Raw genomic sequence first — 22,076 nt, forward strand, 5'->3', positions numbered from 1 at the left:
ATTATCTCGTAAAATATTTTACTGTCTTCATAGTATAAAACCGAAAATTTACAAAATTGTAAATAAAACCTTGAGTGATAAAAATTTATAAAACTTGATTGACTTAGGCTAAAGTTTATGTTATAATTTAATCCTTTATATAATCAAGTAAAAATTTTTAAGGAAATATAACATGAATAGTTTATACGAAACTCTTGGAGTTAGCAAAAATGCTAGTGCAGATGAAATAAAAAAAGCTTACCGTCGCCTAGCTAGAAAATATCATCCTGATATCAACAAAGAAAAAGGCGCAGAAGAAAAATTTAAAGAAATTAATGCTGCTTATGAAATTTTAAGTGACGAAAAAAAACGAGCTCAGTATGACCAATACGGCGATTCTATGTTTGGTGGACAAAGTTTTCATGATTTTTCAAGAAATGCTGGTGGGGTAAATTTAGACGATATTTTAAAAGATCTCTTTGGAGGAGGCTTTGGTGGACGCTCAAGAGGGGGTTTTAACGGCTTTTCTTCAAAAGGCTTTAGCAGTGGTTTTGGAGGATTTGGAGGTTTTGAAGAAGAAAATTTAGACAGCAATCTAGAGCTTCACATTCCTTTCGAAAAAGCTGTTAAAGGCGGGGAACATAGTTTTAATTTTCAAGGCGAAACCATTAAATTTAAAATTCCACACGGTATAAAAGAAGGCGAGAAACTAAGAATTCGCTCTAAAGGAAAACAAAGCAGAAATGGAGCTAGAGGCGATTTAATCATTATTGTAAAAATAGAAGAAAGTCCTATTTACACAAGAGAAGATGATGATTTATATCAAAAGGTTGATATTTCTTTAAAAACTGCACTTTTTGGTGGAAAAATAAATATAAAAACACTCAAAGAAGGTAAGGAAGAAGCGACAATTAACATAACGCCTAATTCAAAAAATAACCAAAAAATTCGTTTAAAAGGTTATGGGGTGCAAAATAGAAAAAGTGATATTTATGGGGATATGTATTTGATTTTAAATGTTGTTTTGCCAAATTTAGATACTCTTGATGAAAAATTTATAGAACTCTTAAAAGAAAAATTACCTTAAAGAAAGGAATAAAATATGGAACACCATTATGATGAACCTGTATATTTAATCAGTGTTGTGGCTAAAGTTTTAAGCATACATCCACAAACCTTAAGGCAATACGAAAGAGAAGGATTGATAGAGCCAAGTAGAACCGATGGCAAAATAAGACTTTATTCTCAAAGGGATATTGATCATATTAAACTTATATTGCGTTTAACAAGAGACATGGGAATCAATCTTGCTGGAGTAGATGTTATCTTAAAATTGAAAAACCAACTTCACGAATTTGAAAATTTAATTGATGAACTACGCTTAGAATTAAGCAAACAACAAGATAAAGAAGCGGCTAGTAAAGCCGTTGTCAAGCATAAAAATAGCTTTGATTTGATTTTTTATGAGAAAAAATAAAAAATAATGGATAATTTTTTAGAAATTTTTTTAATCACCGTTGCTATAGCTATAGTTTTAAATGTCATATTTAAAAAATTTGAAATTCCAACTATCATTGGATATATAGCTGCTGGAGAAATCATTTCTGAAATTTATCATTTAAGTGGCAAAGGCGAAATCACCCATATAGCCGAATTTGGTATAGTGTTTTTAATGTTTACCATAGGGCTTGAATTTTCTTTTAAGCATTTAATGGCAATGAAACAAGAAGTTTTTTTAAACGGCTCTTTGCAGATGCTTACTTGTGGCTTTGTTTTTATGCTACTTGCTATAGGAATTTTAGGACTTGGAGATAAAAGCGCTACCATAGTAGGCTTTGCACTAGCACTTTCTTCAACTGCAGTGGTGCTTAAAATTTTAAATGATAATGGCGATATAAATGAGCAATATGGCAGAAAAGCATTGGGAATTTTGCTTTTTCAGGATATAGCCGTTATTCCTTTGCTTTTGCTTGTAGATATTTTTTCATCCAACAATCAAAACATAGAAAAACTCCTTTTTACCACTTTAATTTCAGCACTTATTTTAATCACTTTATTATTTTTCATAGGTAAATATCTAGTGGATAGAATTTTTAGACTCATTATCCACACTTCTTCTCAGGAAATTTTTATCAGTACAGTTTTATTTATGGTTATTGGAGCAAGTTTTTTAGCAAATTATTTTGGATTTTCTTATTCTTTGGGTGCTTTTATAGCAGGTGCTTTGATAGCAGAAACAAAATATAAACACAAAATAGAAGCGGACTTGATCCCATTTAGAGATTTGCTTTTAGGGCTTTTTTTCATAACTGTAGGCATGCAAATTCAACTTGATGTAGTAGCGCAAAATTGGTTTTTAATCATAGTTTTAACCCTTCTTGTAATGGCTTTAAAATTTGGCATAGTTTTTGGCTTTTTATTTCTTTACACCAAAAAAAGAGTAGCGCTTAAAACAGCTTTTGCCATAGCGCAAATTGGAGAATTCGCCCTAGCAATTTTTTCTCTTTTACAAGCAAAAAATATGCTTGATATCAAAACTTCACAAATTTTAATTGTTGTTTCTATTTTAACCATGATTATCACACCTTTTATTTTAAACAATATAAGAAAAATTACCAATGTTGTAGAAGATATAGCACTTAATACCAACGCTGTGCAAAATATTGACAGCAATATCAAGCTTAAAAATCATCTTGTTGTTTTTGGCTACGGACGTTTAGGTCAAGAAGTCGTACAAAAAATCAAAAACACAGGCGTACCTTATCTTGTTTTAGAAAGTGATTTAAATTTAGTAGAACTTGGAGTTAGTCGGGGTGAAAATGTCGTTTTTGCCAATGCTGCTCAAGAAGAAACCTTAAAAATTGCCAATATAGAAGAATGTGCCGTAGCTATTATCACAGTTACAAATGAAGCTAAACTTGAAATTTTATGTCAAGTGCTAGCTAATTATCCAAAACCTATAGATACTATCATTCATGTAAATGGAACTTTGAAAAAGATGCTTTTTTCTAGCATAGATGAAAATATACGCATCATTCGCTCTGAAAAAGTAATCGCTAGAAATTTAGTTCAAGAAGCACTAGAATGCCGCATTCATAAAAATACCTAAGGAAGAATTTTGACAAAAAATGAAGAAAAAGCCTTACGCGTAAAATACCTAAGAAATCTTGAAAAATTTTTCAATGGCGCTATATCTGCACTTAAAAAAGAAGATTTTGATAAAACTAAATTTGAAGAAAGAATGTTAAAAAATGCTAAATTTTTTGAAAAAAATCCCGCGGTAAATCTTAACTCAACTTACGCAAAAAATCTTGAATTTTTTGTCAATGCTTGTTTAGATTTTTCCAAAGAAAAAAGCGAACTTTTAAATCTTGCCAATGCTTTAGATAAGCAAAAAAAACAAGGTGAAAAAAAAGAAAAACATAAAAATTATTTAAAGGATTATGAATGATTAATGTATTTTTTGATATGGATGGAACTTTAATCGATAGCGCAAATGCCATTTCTTGTACAGTCAATGAAATAAGACAGGATTTAAACCTAGCCCCACTTTCAAGAGAAATCATTATGCAAACCATCAATACTCCTAATATTGACTGGGCAAAAGAACTTTATAATATAGAAAATTTCCATCATTCTAGTTTTAAAGAAGGCTATGAAAAATATTTTGTCAAACACTATGAACAAAGCGTGGTGCTTTTTGAAGGGGTGAAAGAACTTTTGGAATTTTTAAAAAGCAAAAATTGTTTTTTAGCTATTGCTACTAACGCCCCGCAAAGCTCACTTTCAAACATACTTAAAAAACATCAAATCATTCCTTATTTTGATAAAATTTTAGGCGTAAACTTGGGCATAGAACCCAAACCTCATCCTATGATGCTAGAGCTTTTAAAAAGTGAGGCTCCATATAAAACAAGCGTTTTTATAGGGGATAGTCAAAAAGATAAAGAATGTGCTAAAAATGCTAATTTGCCTTATTTTCATGCCAAATGGTATCAAAAAGATTTAAAAGAAAATGAATTTAGCAACGCTAGTGAACTTAAAGGTTTTTTGGAAAAGTATTTATAAGTTTTTTAATGAAATTTTAGTTAAAATTAGAAATAAATTTTAAAAAGAGTAAATTATGAGTGAATTATTAATAGAAATTGGCACAGAAGAATTACCTGCTATTCCTTTGCTAAAAGAATTAGCTAATATAGAAAAAAAATGGAAAAATGTTTTAGAAGAATACCGCTTGGTAAATGATTTTAAATTTTATTATACTCCGCGTCGTTTAGTTTTTTTTCATGAAAATTTTGCAGAAAAACAAGAAGATAGCTTTGCTGAATTTATAGGAGCACCTAAAAATGTCGCCTATAAAGATGGGGTTTTAACTCCTGCGGGGCAAAGCTTCCTACAAAAAGCAGGGATCAGTGAAAATGAACTCACTTTTAAAGAAATCAAAGGCAAGGAAGTTTTATACCATCAAAAAGCTATTAAAGGTTTACAAAGTCAAGAAATTTTAGGAGAAATGATAGAAAAATTTCTAAAAAGTCTTAGTTTTGGCAAAAGTATGCGCTGGGGTGCAAATTCTTTTGAATTCATCCGTGCGATCCGTTCTATAGCTTGCATTTTAAATGATGAACTTGTAAATTTTCAAAGTTATGGGGTAAAAAGTGCTAAAAAAACTTTCATTCACAGAAGTGTAAGTTATGATTTGCAAGATTTTAACAATGCAAAAGAATATTTTGAACTACTAGAAAAAAACTATATTATCCTTGATCCAATCAAAAGAAAAGAAAAAATACTTGAGCAATTTAAACTCATAGAAAGTCAAAAAAATATACAAATTGGAGAGGATGAAGAACTTTTAGCTGAAGTAGTTGCTATCACAGAATACCCTAATGCACTTTTAGGAAGCTTTGAAGAAGAATTTTTAGAAATTCCTGGCGAAGTAATCATCACTTCAATGAGAGAAAATCAACGTTATTTTGCAGTTTTTAACGATAAAGGCTTAAGTAATCATTTTATAGTAGTAAGCAATGCAGTATGTAAAGATTATTCAAAAATCATACATGGAAATGAAAGAGTTTTGCGTGCAAGACTTAGCGATGCAATGTTTTTTTATCAAAATGATTTACAAAATGGTTTAAAACCTGAAAAACTTGCCAAAATGACCTATCTTGAAGGTTTAGGCACAATGCAAGATAAAAGTTTAAGAGAGATTAAAATTGCTGAAATTTTATGTCAAATGCTTCATAATGATAAAATCGAAAATATCAGCACAGCACTAAAATACGCCAAAGCAGACTTAGCCACACAAATGGTTTATGAATTTACTGATTTGCAAGGCATTATGGGAAGTTATTATGCGCAAAAAATGGGCTTAGATTATGAAATTTGCTTAGCCATCAAAGAACAATATCTTCCTAATTCCGAACAAGCTCCACTTCCAAGCACGGAATTTTCAAGCATAGTAGCCCTTGCAAACAAGCTTGATACCCTTATAGGACTTTTTAGCATAGGAAAAATTCCAAGCGGAACAAAGGATCCTTATGCCTTAAGAAGAGCAGCCAATGGGATCATTAAAATCGCTCTAAATTTAAATAAAGAATTTGATATCCAAATTTTATTAGAAAAACTTTCAAGTCATTATAAAAGCTTTGATATGCAAATTTTAAAAGATTTTATTTTTGAAAGACTTTATACTTTTTATACGGTCAATGCTTCTTTTGTAAAAGCGGTTTTAAGCTCACAAAATACAGATCTTATCCATATCAATCAAAGCGTAAATGCTCTTATAAAACTTAGCAAAAAAGATAATTTTAATGAAAATTTTGCAACCTTTAAAAGACTAGCCAATATCGCCACTAAAAATCCTCATAAAGTTGATGAAAGTCTTTTTGTTCAAGAAGCAGAAAGTAAACTTTACAAAGCTTTTCAAGAAAAAACTAAAGCCAACTCTTTACAAGAAAAACTTGAAAATCTTTTTGCACTTAAGCCTTTTATTGATGAGTTTTTTAATCAAGTGATGATTAATGCTGAAGATGAAAAACTTAAAAATAATCGCCAAGCTTTGGTTTATGAAATTTATGCGGAGTTTTTAAAAATCGCCGATCTTAAAGAGTTAAGCCTATGAAAGCCTTATGGATTCTTTTAAGCCTTACTCTTTGGCTTTTTGGAGCTCAAAATTTAGAACTCATCAAAGGTCAAGCTTTATTTTTGGAACTAGATAAGAAAAATTTTTTATCTTTAAAAAATAATGATAAAAATATTCCCACATTTGCGCATCCTAAAAATCAAGAAAAAATTCTAGCTATTTTTTCCCTACCTTACAAAAATCCCCCGCAAAATACAAAACTTATCGCATTTTATAAAGATAAAAAAGAAGAAATTTTCATAAAAACTTTAGAAGGTAATTATAAAAGTGAAAAATTGCAAGTTGAAAACAAAAAGATTTTTCCACCAAAAACCATACAAGAACGCATCGCTAAAGAATTAAAAGAAGCCAATGCGATTTATAGTTCTTATACTCCAAAAGCTTTATTTAACGGTGCTTTTAATATACCTTTAAATTCTTTTATCACAAGTGATTTTGGCAAAGCAAGAACTTTTAATGAAAAAGTAGCAAGTTATCATAGTGGAACGGACTTTAGAGCCGCCACAGGAACGCCTATTTATGCAGCCAATTCAGGTGTAGTAAAAATTGCAAAAGATCGTTATTTCGCAGGAAATTCAGTAGTCATTGATCATGGTTTTGGAATTTATTCACAATATTATCATCTTTCTAAAATCGATGTTAAAGTAGGACAAAAGATAAAAAAAGGTGAACTTATAGGACTTAGTGGGGCTAGTGGTAGGGTAAGTGGGCCGCATTTGCATTTTGGAATTTTAGCTGGAGGCAAACAAGTTGATCCTTTGGATTTTGTATCCAAATTTAATGCTATTTTTCAATGAAATTTAGTGACTTTTTCCATGCTTGGCTCCATGAAAGCTATTATAAAAATGCTGTAAGTATAGGAAAAAACGGAGATTTTTTTACTGCTGTAAGCGTAGGAAATCTTTTTGGCACACTTTTAGCCAAGCATTTTTTAAATTTAATAGATAAAAAAATTTTACAACTCCCTTTAGAACTTGTAGAAATAGGTGCTAATGAAGGATATTTAAGTCGTGATTTTTTAGCCGCTTTGCTTGAATTAAGACCTGAAATTTTTTCTCAAATTTCTTTTTTCGTCATAGAACCGCATGAAAAATTAAGAACTTTACAAAAAAAGACTTTAGAAGGAGTGGAATTTACTCACAAAGATAGTCTTAAAGAATGCCATTTTAAGAACGCTTTTTTCTTTTGCAATGAACTTTTTGATAGTTTTGCTTGCGAACTTATAGATCATGATAAAATGGCATTTGTAGAAAATTTTAAACTTATTTTTAAAAATATGGATGAAAATTTAATCACAAAATGCAAAGCTTTAAATCTTAAAAAAGGTGAACTCAGTTTAGAGCTTGAAAATTTTTTTAAAGATTTAAACCAAACTTGTGAGAGATTTATATTTGCGGGATTTGACTATGGAACTTTAAATCCACAAAGTTTTAGCTTAAGAATCTATCAAAAGCACGAAGTTTTTAGCCCTTTTGAAGTATCTTTAAAAGATTTTTTCGGCAAAAGCGATCTAACTTATAATGTCAATTTTACTCATCTTCAAAAACTCATCAAAGAATATGATTTTAAACCTTTAGCTTTTAAAAAACAAAGTCTTGCTTTAATGGATTTTGGTTTTGAAGATTTATTAAAATACACAAAAAATAAAAACATTAAAACTTACGAAAGTTTTTTATCTCAAGCTAAAATTTTATTTTTTAATTTTGATGAAAAATTTCATTTTTTCGAATTTCAAAAAAACTAAAATTTTATATTTTTCATACTCGCTAAACAAACCCCCTCCCTTAAACCCTCATCAATGACTAGAAGTTTATGTTTATCAAACAAAGCATAAAACAGCAAACAACCTGCACTCAAATAATTTTTTCTCATCGCGCCTACTTCTTTTATAGCCTTTTTTTCTTCCATATGAAAAAGTTTAATAGCATAATTTAAAAAATCCTTATGGTAAAGTTTTTTGCCATTTACTCTACTTGCTTCATACTTTTCATAGCTTATATTTTGTTTTAATGCGCTAAGTGTAGTAGGAACTCCGGAATTTAAAACCACCGTTTTAACTCCTAAAGAACGAAGTTCCTTTTTAATCATAGCCACCTCATCAAAAGCCCTAAAAGCTAAATGCTTTAAATAGGGATTTGCAATTAAAAAATGAATTTTAAGTTTTTTATCTTTAATATTTATGATAAATTTAGGATATTTTTTTATTAATTTTTTATAAGAAATACAAGATTTATAATAAGAATGGTAATTTTTTTCATAAAAACTAATAATACCAAAATCAAAACTTTTAAAACTTTTTCCAAAAGAAAGCTCACAAGAAGCCCCTCCTAAATCACAATATGCAAACTCTCCCCAAATTTTAAGCCTTCTTAAACCTGATTGCATACCTAAAACACTGATCTTAGCTTCACTTTTGGCATCTATAAGCTTAAAATCAATCCCAAATTCTTTTTTTAAATGGGCAAAAATTTCATTTGTATTGCTTGCCTTTCTAAAAGCTGCAGTCGCTACAGCTCTCGCTTTGCTTAAATCTTGCTCTTTAGCTAAAATACTCAAAGTATTTTTTAATCTTTGTATGGCTTCTTTAGAAATTTCTCCACTTTGATTTAGATTTTTCGCTGCCCCAATAACAAATTCATATTCTTTTAATTTATTTAATTTTTCATCCATTTGTACTGCTCTTAAAGTATTTGAACCAAGATCTATACCTAACATGACTTTCCTTATTTGATTTTATAGTATAATAGCAAAAAAAGTTCTAAAGGAAAAATATGCTTTTAGGTGTAAATATCGATCATATTGCAGTGTTAAGACAAGCTAGAATGGTAAATGATCCTGATCTTTTAGAAGCTGCTTTTATAGTAGCTAGACACGGGGATCAAATCACTTTGCATGTAAGAGAAGATCGCCGTCATGCTCAGGATTTTGACTTGGAAAATATTATAAAATTTTGCAAAAGCCCTGTCAATTTAGAATGTGCTTTAAATGATGAAATTTTAAATTTAGCTCTTAAACTCAAACCCCACCGCGTTACTTTAGTGCCTGAAAAAAGAGAAGAGCTTACTACAGAAGGGGGGCTTTGTTTAAATCATGCTAAATTAAAACAAAGCATAGAAAAACTTCAAAATGCAAACATTGAAGTTTCACTTTTTATTAATCCTAGTTTAGAAGATATAGAAAAATCAAAAATTTTAAAAGCCCAATTCATAGAGCTTCATACGGGACATTATACGAATTTACACAACGCACTTTTCAGCAATATCTCTCATACTGCTTTTGCCTTAAAAGAACTTGATCAAGATAAAAAAACCTTACAAGCTCAATTTGAAAAAGAATTGCAAAATTTAAAACTCTGTGCTAAAAAGGGCGTAGAGCTTGGCTTAAAAGTAGCCGCAGGACATGGTTTAAATTACAAAAATGTAAAACTCATAGTAAAAATTAAAGAAATTTGTGAGCTAAATATAGGACAAAGCATTGTAGCAAGATCTGTATTTACAGGACTTAAAAACGCTATTTTGGAAATGAAAGAACTTATTAAAAGATGAAAAAACTAGCCATTAGCATAGGCGATATAAACAGCATAGGACTTGAAATTTTAGTGCGTTCTCATGAAGAACTAAGCAAAATCTGCACACCTTTTTATTTTATCCACGAAAACTTGCTTGATAAAGCTTCAAAACTTTTAAATTTAAAACTTTTTAATGCAAAAATCGTAGCTTTTAAAGATGGAAAAGACTATGAATTTAATTTTATAAAAAAAGAAAATTCTCTTGAAATTTACTCTTTTTGCCTTCCTTTAGGCTTTAAAGTGGATGAAAATTTTGAAATCAAAGCCGGAGAAATAGATGCAAAAAGTGGACTTTATGGTTTTTTAAGTTTTAAGGCGGCAAGTTATTTTGTCTATGAAAAACACGCCCATGCCTTGCTTACTCTACCTATACACAAAAAAGCTTGGGAAGATGCAGGACTTAAATACAAAGGACATACCGATGCTTTAAGGGATTTTTTTAAAAAAAATGCCATTATGATATTAGGTTGTAAAGAACTTTTTGTAGGGCTTTTTAGCGAACATATACCTTTAGCTAAGGTGAGTAAAAAAATCACTTTTAAAAATTTAAGCATCTTTTTAAAAGATTTTTACAAAGAAACGCATTTTAAAAAAATAGGACTTTTAGGTTTTAATCCTCACGCTGGAGATTATGGAGTTATAGGTGGAGAAGAAGAAAAAATCATGGAAAAAGCTATAGCCTTTGTCAATGCCTTTTTATACTCTAAAAAAGATGAAAAATTTTTCAAAAAAGCCTTAAAAGATGAAAATTTACAAAAAGAATTGCTTTTAAATTTTAAAGGCAAGGGCGTTTATCTACCCTATCCTTTAGTAGCTGATACAGCTTTTACCAAGGCTGGTTTAAAAAACTGCAATCGTTTAGTAGCTATGTATCACGATCTTGCCCTTGCTCCTTTAAAGGCCTTGTATTTTGATAAAAGCATCAATGTGAGTTTAAATTTACCCATCATACGCGTCAGCGTTGATCATGGCACGGCCTTTGATAAGGCCTATAAAAATGCTAAAATCAACACTAAAAGTTATTTTGAAGCGGCTAAATTTGCAATCAATTTAAACCCTAAAGCTTAAATTTAGCCTAGAATCAATCAAATCTTCTTTAGCCAAGCTGTCTATAAAATCTTGCAAATCTTTATTGGTATTTAAACTTTGAGTGAGTAAATTTTCATATTTATCAACTTTATTTTTAAAAATTTGCTCTAAAACTTCTTTAATCTTTGTATCTTTTTTTGCTCTTTGCATAAGTTCTAATAAAGCTTTAGCATAAGCTTCTTGCATGCAATCACTTGCATTGAGTAAAGGTAAAATAGGATTTTCCTCTGCTTTTGTATTTTGCATATTTTTTATACAAATTTTTCTTTCTTTAATCATCTTTTTTGAAATTGGCTTTAAAATCTTTTTTCGTCTTTTTATCTGCTTTTTTTGAAATATTTTGATACAAACTGCTATAGATGTTATCTACTAAAGCAAGTTTTTTATTTTCAAATTCATTACGCACACCAATTTTATTGCATATCATAAGCTCATCATCACTTTTGCCATCATATTTGATTTTAGAGCAATCAAAACTAGGTTTTACTTCATCTTTATAAATAAGCTCATCAAAACTCAAAGCCCCTAAACTCGCCAAACTTAAACCAAGCAATAAAATAATTTTTTTCATTATTTACCTTTAAAATTTTTATTTTATTTTAACAAAAATATTTTGAATTTTTTAAGGAAATTAAGCCTTTATTTTATTATAATGCGTTTTTATTTTTTATAAGGAACTTAAAATGCAAAATTACAAAAAAGCTCTTTTTGCACTAGCTCTTAGTGCTTTTTGTATGGGCGTAACCGAATTTGTTATGGCAGGAGTTTTGGTTGATGTTGAAGCGTATTTTAGCGTAGATGCAAAAACCGCGGGCTATCTTACAACCTTATATGCCATAGGTGTTGTTATAGGCGCTCCTCTTATTACTATACCTTTAAGTCGTTTTCATAGACACATACAACTTTTAAGTAATCTTGGAATTTTTGCTCTAGCAAATTTCATTATCTTTTTTAGCCAAAATTTCTATCTTACAGCATTTGCGCGTTTTATAGCAGGAACACAACATGGGGTATTTTTTGTCATTGCTACCTTAGCTGTAAGTGCTATAACCCCAGATGATAAAAAATCAAGCGCTCTAGCTATAATGGTCACAGGACTTACTGTAGCCTTAGTTACTGGAGTACCGCTTGGAACTTTCATAGGACATTATTTTGGCTTTAAATTTATCTTTTTACTTATTTTTATCATTACAAGCTTAGCATTTTTTGGAGTATGGCATATGATGCCCAAAAATTTACATCCTAGCCCAACAAGTCTTAAAAATTTAATCCCTGCTTTTTCGCATCAAAATTTGTTAAAAACTTATACTATAACCATTTGTAGTTGTGGGGCTCAATTTGTTCTTTATACTTATTTGCAAAAATTACTTGTAGAAATAAGCGGTTTTAAAGTCCAAGATACAGCTTATATCTTGCTCTTATATGGAATTTGTGCAATTTGTGGGAATTTATGGGGCGGAAAAATAGTAGATAAAAAAGGTGCTATTTTTTCTTTGCGTCTTATTTTAAGCATACAAGTTCTAGTATTTTTAAGCGTATTTCTCACCATGCATTCTAAAATTTTAATCATTTTTAGCGTAGCTTTGATAGGATTTTTTGCCTTTTCAACCATACCTGCGCTAAAAATGCTTAGCATTACTAAAGCTAAACGCCACACTTATAAAGTCATAGACAGCACAGTAAGTGTGAATGAAGCAGCTTTTAATGTAGGCATAGCTTTAGCAAGTTTTTTAGGTGGGATTGTTTTAGCAGGATTGGGTATAGAATTTAATGCTTTATTTTCGGCACTTTTTGTAAGCCCTGCTTTGATTTTTGCCTTACTTTTTGCCAAAGATAAATTAAATTATAAAAAATTTCAAAGAAAAAGTTTTAAAAAGATATAAATTGGAATAGAAATTGCTTGTTTATTTAATGTAAAGTTAAATAAAGGAGGAGAAAATGGTAGTAGATAATACTCAAAAAACATCAAATGCTATCTTTAGTACCACAACAAAGGTTAAAGAGAAAAATACTTCAGCAGATGAATTTCAAGCCACATTAAATGAAGTAAAAAACAAAGAAGAAAAGGAAGAAGAAAAAACAAGCTCAAGCAAATTTACTAACGAAGATATTGATCTTAGTGCTGCTAGAGAAGATTTTAGATCTTATGCTTGGCAAAAAATGAGAGAAGATCAATACAAAAAAAATGAGGAGACTTTGCTAAATAAGCTTTTTGCTACAATTGACGCAGGAAATGCCACAAACAATACAAAGGCTTAATATACAAATCAAAACTCAAACTACACAAACGAGAATTCCAATAATTCTCGTAAAATTTCTCATAACTCTGGATAAAATGAAAAAATTTATTATTTCCTCCATATGAAGAAAATATAGAAAAATTGACCAATTTAATTTATCAAATTCTGTTATAATTTTGCTAAAAACAAAGGAAAATAATGATTTTTATTGATGCTTGCTTTAAAAAACCTACACCTTACACCCCTATTTGGATGATGCGTCAAGCAGGAAGATATTTGCCAGAATATATGGAAGTAAGAAAACAAGCGGGTGATTTTCTCTCTTTATGCAAAGACTATAAAAAAGCTTCTGAAGTTTCTTTACAGCCTATTGATATTTTAGATGTAGATGCAGCAATCATTTTTTCAGATATCTTAGTTGTTCCTCTTGAAATGGGTATGAATTTACGTTTTGAAAAAGGAGAAGGGCCTGTTTTTGATAATCCTATTTCAACCCTAGAAGACTTAGAAAAACTTGACGATCAAAATGCACATAAAAAATTAAATTATGTCTATGATGCCTTAAAGCTTACTAGAGAAAAATTATCTCAAAACAAGGCTTTAATAGGATTTTGCGGAAGCCCTTGGACTATAGCTACCTATATGATAGAAGGAAGTGGAAGTAAAAATTATGCAAAGTGTAAAAAAATGCTTTATCAAAACCCAGAACTTTTACATAAAATTCTAAACAAACTAACTCAAGTTTTAAAACTTTATTTAGAAGAGCAAATTAAAGCAGGTGCTAATGCTATACAAATTTTTGATAGCTGGGCAAGTGCTTTAGAATACGATAAGTTTTTTGAATTCTCTTTTAATTATATGCTTGAAATTTCAAATTTTATTAAAGGCAAATACCCAAATATACCTGTAATTTTATTCCCTAAAGGCATTAGCGGTTATTTGGATAGAATCGATGGTAATTTTGATGTTTTTGGGGTTGATTGGAGCACTCCGCTTGATTTAGCACGTGATAAACTATCACACAAATACACTCTTCAAGGCAACATGGAGCCTTGTAGACTTTATGATAAAAATGCCATCAAAGAAGGAGTGGAAAAAATACTAAAAACCATGCAAAATAAAGCTCATATTTTCAACTTAGGACATGGGATCTTGCCTGATATTCCTGTTGAAAATGCAAAATATTTTATCAAGCTTGTACAAGAAAGTTCAGCTAAATGAAAATACTCTTTGGTCCTGTTAGCTCAAGGCGTTTTGGAAGATCTTTGGGTATAGATTTAAGCCCTAGCAAAAAACAATGCAATTTTGATTGTGTTTATTGTGAGCTTGATCCAAAAAAAGCCCAAGAAAAACAGGATGAAATTATCAGCATAGATAAAATTATCTCCGAAGTTAAAGTTGTGCTTGAAAAAAATGTTGAATTTGATTTTCTTACCCTTACTGCTAACGGAGAGCCTAGTCTTTATCCTCATTTAAATGAGCTTATTTTATCTTTACGCAGCATTGCTAAAGATAAAAAATTGCTTATTTTAAGCAATGGCACAGCTGTATTAGACGAAGACAAATTTAATGCTTTGCTAAAACTAGATGTGGTCAAATTTAGCCTAGATAGTGCAGTTGCTAAAACTTTTTATCGTATTGATAGAGCTTTAAAAAACATAGATTTAGAAAAAATGATAGAAAAAATGGCAGATTTTAGAGCTAGATTTAACGGAGATTTGATTATGGAAATTCTAGTTGTTAAAGATCTTAATGACAACGAAGAAGAATTTGAAGCACTTAATCAAGCTTTAAAAAAAATCATGCCTTTAAGGGTTGATCTAAGCACCATAGATAGACCTCCTGCTTATGCCGTTAAAAAAGTAAGCGAAGAAAAACTTTTAGAACTTTCTAAACTTATAGATTCTACTCCTGTACTCTTAGCCAAAAGACATTATGAAGGTGAAAAACTAAGCTTCAATGAAGAAGAATTATTAAAAATGCTTCATTTGCGCTCACAAAGCGAAATAGACATTGAAGTGAAATTTGATGAACAATCCAAAACTCTCTTAAATCAACTTATCAAAGAAAAAAAGGTAAAAATTCTCGATTTAGCTGGAGTTAAATTTTATAAAGCTTAGGCCTTTGGTAAATACTTTCTAAGTAAAGTTATAAGATCATTTCTACTTACATCACTTAAAACTTCGCTCACACAATCAAAATCCCCAACTTTTTCCTTTGAAAAAAAGATGATATGGCTTTGTGGATGCTGTTTTTTATAAGCACTTAACAAATTTCTCATTTGCTCAAGATCAAATTTAATTAATTCATAATCAAGCAAAATCAAACGATAAGTCTCCTTGCTTAATTCTTGTTTTAATTGACTAAAAGAATTTATACATACATTTTTATCGCATTGTTTTTCTATTATATTAAAAAATAAGGTTGCATCAAAATCATTTTGTTTAAAAAGCAATACATTATTTTGATAAGGGGTTTTAAATTTTAAAGTGCAAACCTTATCAAGCTTGTTTTGCAAAATATTTTCAAGATCTTTTTTTTCAAAAGGTAAAGTTAAAAAATACTCATAATGTGTATTTTTATGGCGACCCATCACTATAAAATCATAGTTTTTCTTTACATTTTCATTTAAAATTTTATCCTTGATAAAAATCAAATGAAAGTCATTAACATCAAAACTTAAATTTTTAAAACAAGTGCTTTCTATGCCAAAATACGAAAGTAAATTTGCAAGTAAAAAATTCTCAAGCTCATCATTATTAACTATAGCCACACTTGCTTCAAATTGCAAAACCTTTCCATGAGATGTCCCTATAATGCTTTTATGATGCTCTAAAGCCTCATTTAATTCTAATCTAATTTGATCTTTTTGAGAATTTAAGGCATTTAAAATCAAAGAATTAATTTCTTTATTATACCCTTCATTTAAGCAACGCATTGCATTGGATATATTTCCAAGCTGATATAAATTTTCCTCCAATAAATGCAAATATCTATCTTTTTCATGGGATGTTTTAGTTAAATTTTGACCCGTAGTTTCAAATTTTTCCTTTAACAAATCAAGCACGCTATCAACATCAATCTTTTTTTGAAAATTTAAAAAATCATTTTGCATGTAAAAAATTTTTTGATATATTTTGTTTATATTTCTATTTTGTCTAAAAGCAAAAATAAAAAGTGTTAAAGATAAAACAAAAATGCTAGAAAACATACCTATTTTCAGTTGTTCAGCAACACTATCAAGCTTTGAGATATCAATACTTAAATACGCTAAAATTAGATTAAAAATAAAAATTATCCCTGCTAATATCAAATCAATTTTCCTTTATCTTTTGTGCCACTTTCTTGCCTACAAGCATTGCAAGATCTTTAAAATCAGCCTTATATATAGATTCAAAATTTCCATAATACGCTAAAAGTTTTTGTATAACCCCTGAACTAAGTCCTAAATTTACAAGCTTAGAACTATTCAAGTCCTGTTTTTTCTTAGTATTTTGATGAAAGCTGATAGCAAAACGATGCGCTTCATCTCTTAATTTCTGTAAGAATTGTAGTTTTTTATCGTTAATACTTAGGCTAAATTCTCCTTTTAAGGAATGAATTTTATCTCTAGCACCTCCTTTAGCCCTATGTGCTTTTGCATCGATTTTTTCTTTTGAAATAGCTAAAATATCGACATTTGCCCCACTACTTACAATGATTTCTTTAGCCAAATCAAGCAAAGCCTTGCCTCCATCTATAAGCCATAAATCAGGAGGGGGTATTTTATCAAAGTCCAAAGCCCTACGCATTAAAACTTCACGCATTTGATCATAATCATTTTTATGTTTTAAATGAAATTTGCGATATTTTGACTTATCCCAAGAATTTGCACTATAAGTTACCATAGCTCCAACATTTGCCATGCCTTGCAAATGAGAATTATCAAAAATTTCTATATCATTTGGTAAATTTTCAAGCTCAAAATAAGACTTTAATTCTTTTTGTATAGTAAAATCATGATTTTTTTGCTCTTTTTCTATATTTAAAAGGGCATTTTGAAAAGCCAAATCACAAATTCTTCTTTTTTCTCCTATTTTAGGGATTTTAATACTGATTTTTTTATCAAACCTTTGGCTTAAAATTTCTTCTAAAAGCATTCTATCTTCAAATTCTTCATAAACATAAATAACATTTGCAAGCAAAGGAATATCCATGCTAAAATTTTCTAAAATCAGTTGCTTATAAATTTCATTTTTATCCCATTGTATATCATTTTTTATAGGAGTAATCTTAGAATTTACACTGATAATTTTTCCATTTTGCACTACAAAACGCAAGGTTGAAAGCATGGAATTTTCAAAAGCTAAAGCAAATACTTCAAAATCTTCTAATTTTGCAATATCTATTTCAACCTTAACTTCTAAATCCTTAATCGTTACAATCTGATCTCTTACTTTAGCTGCTTCTTCATAATTTTCATTCTGTGCTAAAACAAGCATTTGTTTTTCTAAATTTTTTATTAAAATACTAGGATTTAAAAGCGCGTGCATAGCCTCATCTAAAATTTCAAGGTATTTTTCCCTGCTAATGCGTTTATCACAAGGCGCAAGACAACGAGAAATTTGATAAAAAATACAAGGGGATTTACAACTTGCTTTTTGCTTTAAAGGATAGTATAAATAAAGCGCATCTAAAAGCTCTCTAGCGCCTTTAAAAAAAGGGCCAAAATATTTAATTTTGCTTTTTTTTACTAATTTTCTAGTGATCTCAAAGCGTGGAAATTCTTCTTCAAAATCCACATAAATATAAGGATAAGTTTTATCATCTCTTAGTAAAATATTATATTTTGGATGCAGTTGTTTGATAAAAGAATTTTCCAAAATCAAAGCATCGGCTTCTGAATTAGTAGTGATAAATTCCAAATGCACTGTTTCTTCAATCATTTTTTGAATTCTTAAAGAATTTCTTGGGTTTGCATGTAAATTTGGAGTAAAAGCGAAATAAGATTTGACACGATTTTTAAGATTTTTAGCCTTACCTACATATAAAAGCTTTCCTTCTTGATTAAAATATTGATACACTCCAGCACTATTAGGAAGAGTTTTTAACTCATTTTCTAAATTCTCTTTAGTCAAGATTAGAACCTTTTTTTATAAGCTCTCTTAAATCTTCAAATTTCTTAAATAATTTTTCATCTTCAAAGCAATTTTTAAATTCACCCTTAGAAAGCTCCAAATAAGAATTTTTAGAGAGTTTTTCATCATTTTTGTTTTTATTTACTGCATAAGTGTATTTTTGAGAAAAGATTTTTATATCTTTTATATCAACAAATCCACTTAAAGGATATTTTTGTCCATACGCTTTTATGAGAAATTTAATATAAATTTTGCTATCATCATGATTTAATTCTTGATAAGCTGCTGGATGTAAGGTTATTATATTTAAAATATGATTTTTTACATAAATTTTAGCAATCAAACGTTGCTTAGCAAGCGGAAAAGAACTTAAAAAATCTTTGCAAAAAAATAAGGTTTTTAAAGGCTTATAATGAGGTTTATCCATCAATTCATTAATAACAGCACTAGCGTTTTTAGTCATCTTAATATTATTTCTTTTTCCCATAAGATGATTTTAGCATTTCTTTTCTTAATTTTCTTCTGTGCTTGCGGATATAAAGGCAACCCTCAATACACAAGCTATGAACAAAATGGTTCGGTAAAAACCATTAAAAAATACGAACAATTACATAGGTGGTAAATAATGAAAAAAGCAGATATTTTAGTTTTAGACTTTGGCTCTCAATACACTCAGCTTATAGCAAGACGCTTAAGGGAACAAGGAGTTTATGCAGAAATTTTACCTTTTAATGTGAGCTTAGCTGATATTAAGGCGAAAGAACCAAAAGGTATTATTTTAAGCGGAGGTCCAGCAAGCGTATATGCAACTGATGCGTATTTTTGCGATAAAGGTATATTTGACTTAGGTTTACCTATTCTTGGAATTTGTTATGGTATGCAGCTTATGGCACATCATTACAAAGCTACAGTAGCACCTGCAGGACATAAAGAATACGGCAAAGCAAACATAGAAGTTAAAAAAGATAGCGCTTTGTTTAAAAATCTTCCAAAAAAACAAACTGTTTGGATGAGTCATTCTGATAAGGTAGAAAATTTACCTCAAGGTTTTGAAGTTTTAGCCACAAGTGAAAATAGTCCTTTTTGTGTTTTTGGAAATGAAGATAAGAAATTCTTTGCTCTACAATTTCACCCAGAAGTACAACACAGTGAATTTGGCAAAAATATCTTAAAAAATTTTGCTAAATACGCTTGCAATTGTGAAAGCGTTTGGAATATGGGTTCTTTTGCAAAAACTCAAGCAGAAAAAATCCGTGAAGAAGTAGGCAGTGATAAAGTGCTTTGCGCAGTAAGTGGCGGAGTAGATAGTAGCGTAGTTGCTGCACTTTTAGCTAGCGCTATAAAAGAGCAAGTTATAGTAGTTTTTGTAGACAATGGACTTTTAAGAAGTGGAGAAAAAGAACAAGTTGAATTTATGTTTAAAAATACCTTAGGTATCGATCTTATCAGCATTGATGCAAGTGAAATTTTCCTAAGTCGCTTGGCTAATGTTAGAGATCCTGAGCAAAAAAGAAAAATCATAGGAAATACCTTTATAGAAGTTTTTGAAGAAGAAGCAAAAAAACATAAAGATGTAAAATATCTCGCTCAAGGCACACTTTATACTGATATCATAGAAAGTTCTGTTGTAGGTGCAAGCAAAACCATTAAAAGCCATCATAATGTAGGGGGCTTACCTGAAAAAATGAATCTTAAACTCATAGAGCCTTTAAAAGAAATTTTTAAAGATGAAGTGCGTGCTTTAGGGCTTGAGCTTGGACTTAGCAAAGAAGTGGTTTATCGCCATCCTTTCCCTGGGCCAGGGCTTGCTATACGCATTATGGGAGAAGTAAATCGCCCTAGCTTAGAACTATTGCGCAAGGCTGATGTAATTTTACTCGAAGAACTTAAAAGTACAGGTTGGTATGATAAAACTTGGCAAGCATTTTGCGTGCTTTTAAATATTAAAAGCGTTGGGGTTATGGGGGATAACCGCACTTATGATAATGCAGTTTGCATACGCGTTGTAGATGCAAGCGATGGTATGACAGCTACTTTCTCGCATTTACCTTATGAAGTTTTAGAAAACATAAGTCGCCGTATCATCAATGAAGTAGAAGGTATAAACCGCGTTGTTTATGATATCTCAAGCAAACCACCTGCAACCATAGAATGGGAATGATCCATTTTTTCTAGCTCTTATTTTTATTATAAAATTTTTATAAAAATAAGGCTAGAATTTATTCAAGAAATTTCAAGGAAGAAATATGCATGGAAAAATAGCTATTTATATGGATTCTACAGGACGTGGAACCGTTACAAACTCAGCAAATACCTTTTTTGACTTCAATCGCCAAATTTGGAATGATAAAAAAAGTATGCCAAGTGTTGGTATGCTTGTGGAATTTAGAACTCTTTCTAGCGAAAAAAAAGCAGAAGACGGCAAGCCCGTTCAAACAAGCAAAACCATAACAGGTATAAAACCTTCAAAATTTCAAGAATTTAAAGAAGGGGATTTTATCACTGAGCATGATTTTTGGAAAACTGATAATGATGATGAATTAGAAGACTTGCAAAACTCAAGAAGAAGTGCTTATATAACAGAACTTTATAGAACGACAGACTTTGACACTATAGAAAAAATTCCTCTTTCTTTTACTATACCTCAAGCTATACAAAAATATTTTGCTCATGAAATTTTATCCGTAGAAACACTTCAAGCCAATCTACAAGATGAAAAGGAAATTCCCTGCATACTTGATTATCTTATACTTAAAAGATTTTTATTTAAAGCTTATGATACTTTAATTTTTATGGATAATAGCATAGACCAAACCCAATTTAGCGCATTAAAAAGCATCATGATGCATTTAGAGAATTCATACAAGCAAATGATAGCTGATCAAAAACCAAATATCACTAAAATTTTTAACGAAACTTTTTTATCTTTGCAGTGTCATTACCAAGCTTTAGTAGCCACCATAGATACAAGAAACAATCGTCTAGCCTCACTTGAAGCACAAATGAAAACTTTACAATCTGAAATAAATCTTAAAAGCAATGCGGCCAATGCAGACCCTGAAAAACTTAAAGCACGACAAGAAAGATTGACTAAACTACAAAAAGAAGCAGAATACTACAGAACAACACTAAAAAGACTTGATGCTATAAGGGAAGATTTTTATAAGAAAAATTACAATATTTTCGAAAATGCTTTTAAACTTTCACGAGAAAAGCTCTTTAAAAAAATTGTCACAGGTTTAAATCTATGCGCAACCATAATGGATGTTAAAATTTGGCACTTATCTTTAAAATCATCAGGGGTTAAAAATTCTTATTTTACTATGAGTAATATAGAAAATTCTTTCTGTTCTCTTTCTTTTGCAGAACATTACTTAAGTCGCTTAAATAAATCCGCTCTAAATCCTTTTGATCAAAAACTTTTAGTGTATATTCAAAAAATCACAAAAGAACAAAGAAAAAAATTTTTAGTTGTCACATCGGATTTAGATTTATTATGCAAATTAAAAATTGAAAACTTTTCACAAAATCCGTATTATTTAGTAAAATACGCACCTAAAAAAGTAAATTATCAGTCTTTAATGCGTGATAACACCTTTGATATAGTCTATATTGATGAAAAACATGTTTGGGAAAATGTTGCCGATATTATTTTACAAGGAAAGCATTTTGACAAATCAGGAAAAACCAAATTTAAACTGATTTAAGACATAGAAATTTAAGCTAAATTAAGTTATAATTTCCTTGCCTAAACAGTTTGTGGTATTTAAAGTGATTCAACACATTTTTATTAACTGCGATTGTGTGATTTACCGTGTTCTGTGGCATCGTTTGAGCTTTGAAAAAAGCGAGAAGTTGCAGCCTTTAAAAATTACCTAGCGGTTTTCTTTGACTTTTTGGGGTCAATCTTTGTTAAACGGCTGTTTGGGTTTAAAAGGAGATAT

20 protein-coding genes and 1 pseudogene are annotated in these 22,076 nt (G+C 30.0%); 16 read left to right on the forward strand and 5 right to left on the reverse strand.

The features are described from left to right. The first annotated feature begins 172 nt into the window (after nucleotides 1-172). From SR63_RS05910 to SR63_RS05945, 8 genes are read left to right on the forward strand one after another with little or no spacing between them, the layout of a single operon-like run. Complete coding sequence (locus tag SR63_RS05910; RefSeq protein ID WP_002876803.1) at nucleotides 173-1,066, forward strand: DnaJ family protein; 894 nt, start codon at nucleotides 173-175, stop codon at nucleotides 1,064-1,066. Between the two features lie 15 nt (nucleotides 1,067-1,081). Further along, nucleotides 1,082-1,456 carry a heat shock transcriptional regulator HspR gene (hspR, locus tag SR63_RS05915; protein ID WP_002876802.1) on the forward strand — a complete coding sequence of 125 codons (375 nt, stop codon included), beginning with the start codon at nucleotides 1,082-1,084 and terminating at the stop codon, nucleotides 1,454-1,456. A 6-nt stretch (nucleotides 1,457-1,462) separates the two neighbouring features. After that, nucleotides 1,463-3,088 (forward strand): cation:proton antiporter, encoded by a 1,626-nt coding sequence (locus SR63_RS05920; RefSeq protein WP_002859297.1) that lies wholly within the window; start codon nucleotides 1,463-1,465, stop codon nucleotides 3,086-3,088. A gap of 9 nt (nucleotides 3,089-3,097) precedes the next feature. Beyond that, on the forward strand, nucleotides 3,098-3,430 hold the full coding sequence (locus SR63_RS05925; protein ID WP_002853180.1) for a hypothetical protein: 333 nt from the start codon (nucleotides 3,098-3,100) through the stop codon (nucleotides 3,428-3,430). Then, a complete protein-coding gene (locus SR63_RS05930; RefSeq protein ID WP_002876800.1) occupies nucleotides 3,427-4,047 on the forward strand; it encodes an HAD family hydrolase in 621 nt (206 codons plus the stop codon). The genes SR63_RS05925 and SR63_RS05930 overlap by 4 nt, the downstream gene beginning before the upstream one ends. A gap of 55 nt (nucleotides 4,048-4,102) precedes the next feature. Continuing rightward, nucleotides 4,103-6,097, forward strand: coding sequence for a glycine--tRNA ligase subunit beta (glyS, locus tag SR63_RS05935; RefSeq protein WP_052778056.1), 1,995 nt, complete (start codon nucleotides 4,103-4,105; stop codon nucleotides 6,095-6,097). Continuing rightward, on the forward strand, nucleotides 6,094-6,915 hold the full coding sequence (locus SR63_RS05940) for a M23 family metallopeptidase (RefSeq protein WP_022552341.1): 822 nt from the start codon (nucleotides 6,094-6,096) through the stop codon (nucleotides 6,913-6,915). The genes glyS and SR63_RS05940 overlap by 4 nt, the downstream gene beginning before the upstream one ends. Continuing rightward, nucleotides 6,912-7,862, forward strand: a complete 951-nt coding sequence (locus SR63_RS05945) for an SAM-dependent methyltransferase (protein ID WP_002876797.1) — start codon at nucleotides 6,912-6,914, stop codon at nucleotides 7,860-7,862. The genes SR63_RS05940 and SR63_RS05945 overlap by 4 nt, the downstream gene beginning before the upstream one ends. On the opposite strand, the gene SR63_RS05950 is transcribed toward SR63_RS05945, so the two are convergent. Next, nucleotides 7,859-8,833, reverse strand: coding sequence for an exopolyphosphatase (locus SR63_RS05950; protein ID WP_002876796.1), 975 nt, complete (start codon nucleotides 8,831-8,833; stop codon nucleotides 7,859-7,861). The two genes, SR63_RS05945 and SR63_RS05950, sit on opposite strands and share 4 nt — an antisense overlap. Nucleotides 8,834-8,889: 56 nt before the next feature. Here SR63_RS05950 and SR63_RS05955 point away from each other — a divergent pair, with 56 nt between their 5' ends. Both SR63_RS05955 and pdxA read left to right on the forward strand, forming a co-directional pair. Continuing rightward, nucleotides 8,890-9,663 (forward strand): pyridoxine 5'-phosphate synthase, encoded by a 774-nt coding sequence (locus tag SR63_RS05955; protein ID WP_002876795.1) that lies wholly within the window; start codon nucleotides 8,890-8,892, stop codon nucleotides 9,661-9,663. After that, entirely contained in the window at nucleotides 9,660-10,754 is a 1,095-nt protein-coding gene (gene pdxA, locus SR63_RS05960; RefSeq protein WP_002876794.1) for a 4-hydroxythreonine-4-phosphate dehydrogenase, read from the forward strand. Before SR63_RS05955 ends, pdxA begins: the two co-directional genes overlap by 4 nt. Here pdxA and SR63_RS05965 read toward each other — a convergent pair. Then, a pseudogene (locus tag SR63_RS05965) lies at nucleotides 10,737-11,346 on the reverse strand (hypothetical protein). The gene pdxA and the pseudogene SR63_RS05965 sit on opposite strands and share 18 nt — an antisense overlap. A gap of 112 nt (nucleotides 11,347-11,458) precedes the next feature. Here SR63_RS05965 and SR63_RS05970 point away from each other — a divergent pair. From SR63_RS05970 to SR63_RS05985, 4 genes are all read left to right on the forward strand, one after another. Beyond that, nucleotides 11,459-12,658: an MFS transporter gene (locus SR63_RS05970; RefSeq protein WP_002876792.1), complete on the forward strand. Its 1,200-nt coding sequence runs from the start codon at nucleotides 11,459-11,461 to the stop codon at nucleotides 12,656-12,658. A 55-nt stretch (nucleotides 12,659-12,713) separates the two neighbouring features. Next, a complete protein-coding gene (gene ciaC, locus SR63_RS05975; RefSeq protein ID WP_002876791.1) occupies nucleotides 12,714-13,034 on the forward strand; it encodes an invasion antigen CiaC in 321 nt (106 codons plus the stop codon). 179 nt (nucleotides 13,035-13,213) lie between these two features. Continuing rightward, nucleotides 13,214-14,236, forward strand: coding sequence for a uroporphyrinogen decarboxylase (gene hemE / locus SR63_RS05980; RefSeq protein WP_002876790.1), 1,023 nt, complete (start codon nucleotides 13,214-13,216; stop codon nucleotides 14,234-14,236). Further along, nucleotides 14,233-15,135 carry a radical SAM protein gene (locus SR63_RS05985; protein WP_002866239.1) on the forward strand — a complete coding sequence of 301 codons (903 nt, stop codon included), beginning with the start codon at nucleotides 14,233-14,235 and terminating at the stop codon, nucleotides 15,133-15,135. The genes hemE and SR63_RS05985 overlap by 4 nt, the downstream gene beginning before the upstream one ends. Here the strand turns inward: SR63_RS05985 and SR63_RS05990 are convergent. Genes SR63_RS05990 through SR63_RS06000 form a run of 3 tightly spaced genes read right to left on the reverse strand, consistent with a single transcriptional unit; the run spans nucleotide 15,132 to nucleotide 18,619 of the window. Then, nucleotides 15,132-16,328, reverse strand: coding sequence for a hypothetical protein (locus tag SR63_RS05990; protein ID WP_012006741.1), 1,197 nt, complete (start codon nucleotides 16,326-16,328; stop codon nucleotides 15,132-15,134). The genes SR63_RS05985 and SR63_RS05990 overlap by 4 nt on opposite strands. Before the next feature lies 1 nt (nucleotide 16,329). Beyond that, nucleotides 16,330-18,132: an excinuclease ABC subunit UvrC gene (gene uvrC / locus SR63_RS05995; protein ID WP_002876788.1), complete on the reverse strand. Its 1,803-nt coding sequence runs from the start codon at nucleotides 18,130-18,132 to the stop codon at nucleotides 16,330-16,332. Next, nucleotides 18,125-18,619: a hypothetical protein gene (locus tag SR63_RS06000; RefSeq protein WP_002866244.1), complete on the reverse strand. Its 495-nt coding sequence runs from the start codon at nucleotides 18,617-18,619 to the stop codon at nucleotides 18,125-18,127. The genes uvrC and SR63_RS06000 overlap by 8 nt, the downstream gene beginning before the upstream one ends. Before the next feature lie 138 nt (nucleotides 18,620-18,757). On the opposite strand from SR63_RS06000, the gene guaA reads away from it, so the two are divergent. Further along, a complete protein-coding gene (guaA, locus tag SR63_RS06005; RefSeq protein ID WP_002866245.1) occupies nucleotides 18,758-20,293 on the forward strand; it encodes a glutamine-hydrolyzing GMP synthase in 1,536 nt (511 codons plus the stop codon). An 85-nt stretch (nucleotides 20,294-20,378) separates the two neighbouring features. Then, complete coding sequence (locus SR63_RS06010) at nucleotides 20,379-21,839, forward strand: hypothetical protein (protein WP_002866246.1); 1,461 nt, start codon at nucleotides 20,379-20,381, stop codon at nucleotides 21,837-21,839. Nucleotides 21,840-22,076: the final 237 nt, after the last annotated feature.

Source organism: Campylobacter sp. 2014D-0259 (genome assembly GCF_008000505.1).
Classification (GTDB): Bacteria; Campylobacterota; Campylobacteria; order Campylobacterales; family Campylobacteraceae; genus Campylobacter_D; species Campylobacter_D jejuni.

What these genes read in the sequence shown, in the direction of transcription:
- SR63_RS06000 (WP_002866244.1), bottom strand. Translation starts at nt 18,619, where the DNA reads ATGGGAAAAAGAAATAATATTAAGATGACTAAAAACGCTAGTGCTGTT.
- SR63_RS05985 (WP_002866239.1), top strand. Translation starts at nt 14,233, where the DNA reads ATGAAAATACTCTTTGGTCCTGTTAGCTCAAGGCGTTTTGGAAGATCT.
- ciaC (WP_002876791.1), top strand. Translation starts at nt 12,714, where the DNA reads ATGGTAGTAGATAATACTCAAAAAACATCAAATGCTATCTTTAGTACC.
- SR63_RS05940 (WP_022552341.1), top strand. Translation starts at nt 6,094, where the DNA reads ATGAAAGCCTTATGGATTCTTTTAAGCCTTACTCTTTGGCTTTTTGGA.
- SR63_RS05950 (WP_002876796.1), bottom strand. Translation starts at nt 8,833, where the DNA reads ATGTTAGGTATAGATCTTGGTTCAAATACTTTAAGAGCAGTACAAATG.
- SR63_RS05910 (WP_002876803.1), top strand. Translation starts at nt 173, where the DNA reads ATGAATAGTTTATACGAAACTCTTGGAGTTAGCAAAAATGCTAGTGCA.
- hemE (WP_002876790.1), top strand. Translation starts at nt 13,214, where the DNA reads ATGATTTTTATTGATGCTTGCTTTAAAAAACCTACACCTTACACCCCT.
- SR63_RS06010 (WP_002866246.1), top strand. Translation starts at nt 20,379, where the DNA reads ATGCATGGAAAAATAGCTATTTATATGGATTCTACAGGACGTGGAACC.
- SR63_RS05945 (WP_002876797.1), top strand. Translation starts at nt 6,912, where the DNA reads ATGAAATTTAGTGACTTTTTCCATGCTTGGCTCCATGAAAGCTATTAT.
- SR63_RS05955 (WP_002876795.1), top strand. Translation starts at nt 8,890, where the DNA reads ATGCTTTTAGGTGTAAATATCGATCATATTGCAGTGTTAAGACAAGCT.
- guaA (WP_002866245.1), top strand. Translation starts at nt 18,758, where the DNA reads ATGAAAAAAGCAGATATTTTAGTTTTAGACTTTGGCTCTCAATACACT.
- pdxA (WP_002876794.1), top strand. Translation starts at nt 9,660, where the DNA reads ATGAAAAAACTAGCCATTAGCATAGGCGATATAAACAGCATAGGACTT.
- SR63_RS05930 (WP_002876800.1), top strand. Translation starts at nt 3,427, where the DNA reads ATGATTAATGTATTTTTTGATATGGATGGAACTTTAATCGATAGCGCA.
- SR63_RS05970 (WP_002876792.1), top strand. Translation starts at nt 11,459, where the DNA reads ATGCAAAATTACAAAAAAGCTCTTTTTGCACTAGCTCTTAGTGCTTTT.
- SR63_RS05920 (WP_002859297.1), top strand. Translation starts at nt 1,463, where the DNA reads ATGGATAATTTTTTAGAAATTTTTTTAATCACCGTTGCTATAGCTATA.
- hspR (WP_002876802.1), top strand. Translation starts at nt 1,082, where the DNA reads ATGGAACACCATTATGATGAACCTGTATATTTAATCAGTGTTGTGGCT.
- glyS (WP_052778056.1), top strand. Translation starts at nt 4,103, where the DNA reads ATGAGTGAATTATTAATAGAAATTGGCACAGAAGAATTACCTGCTATT.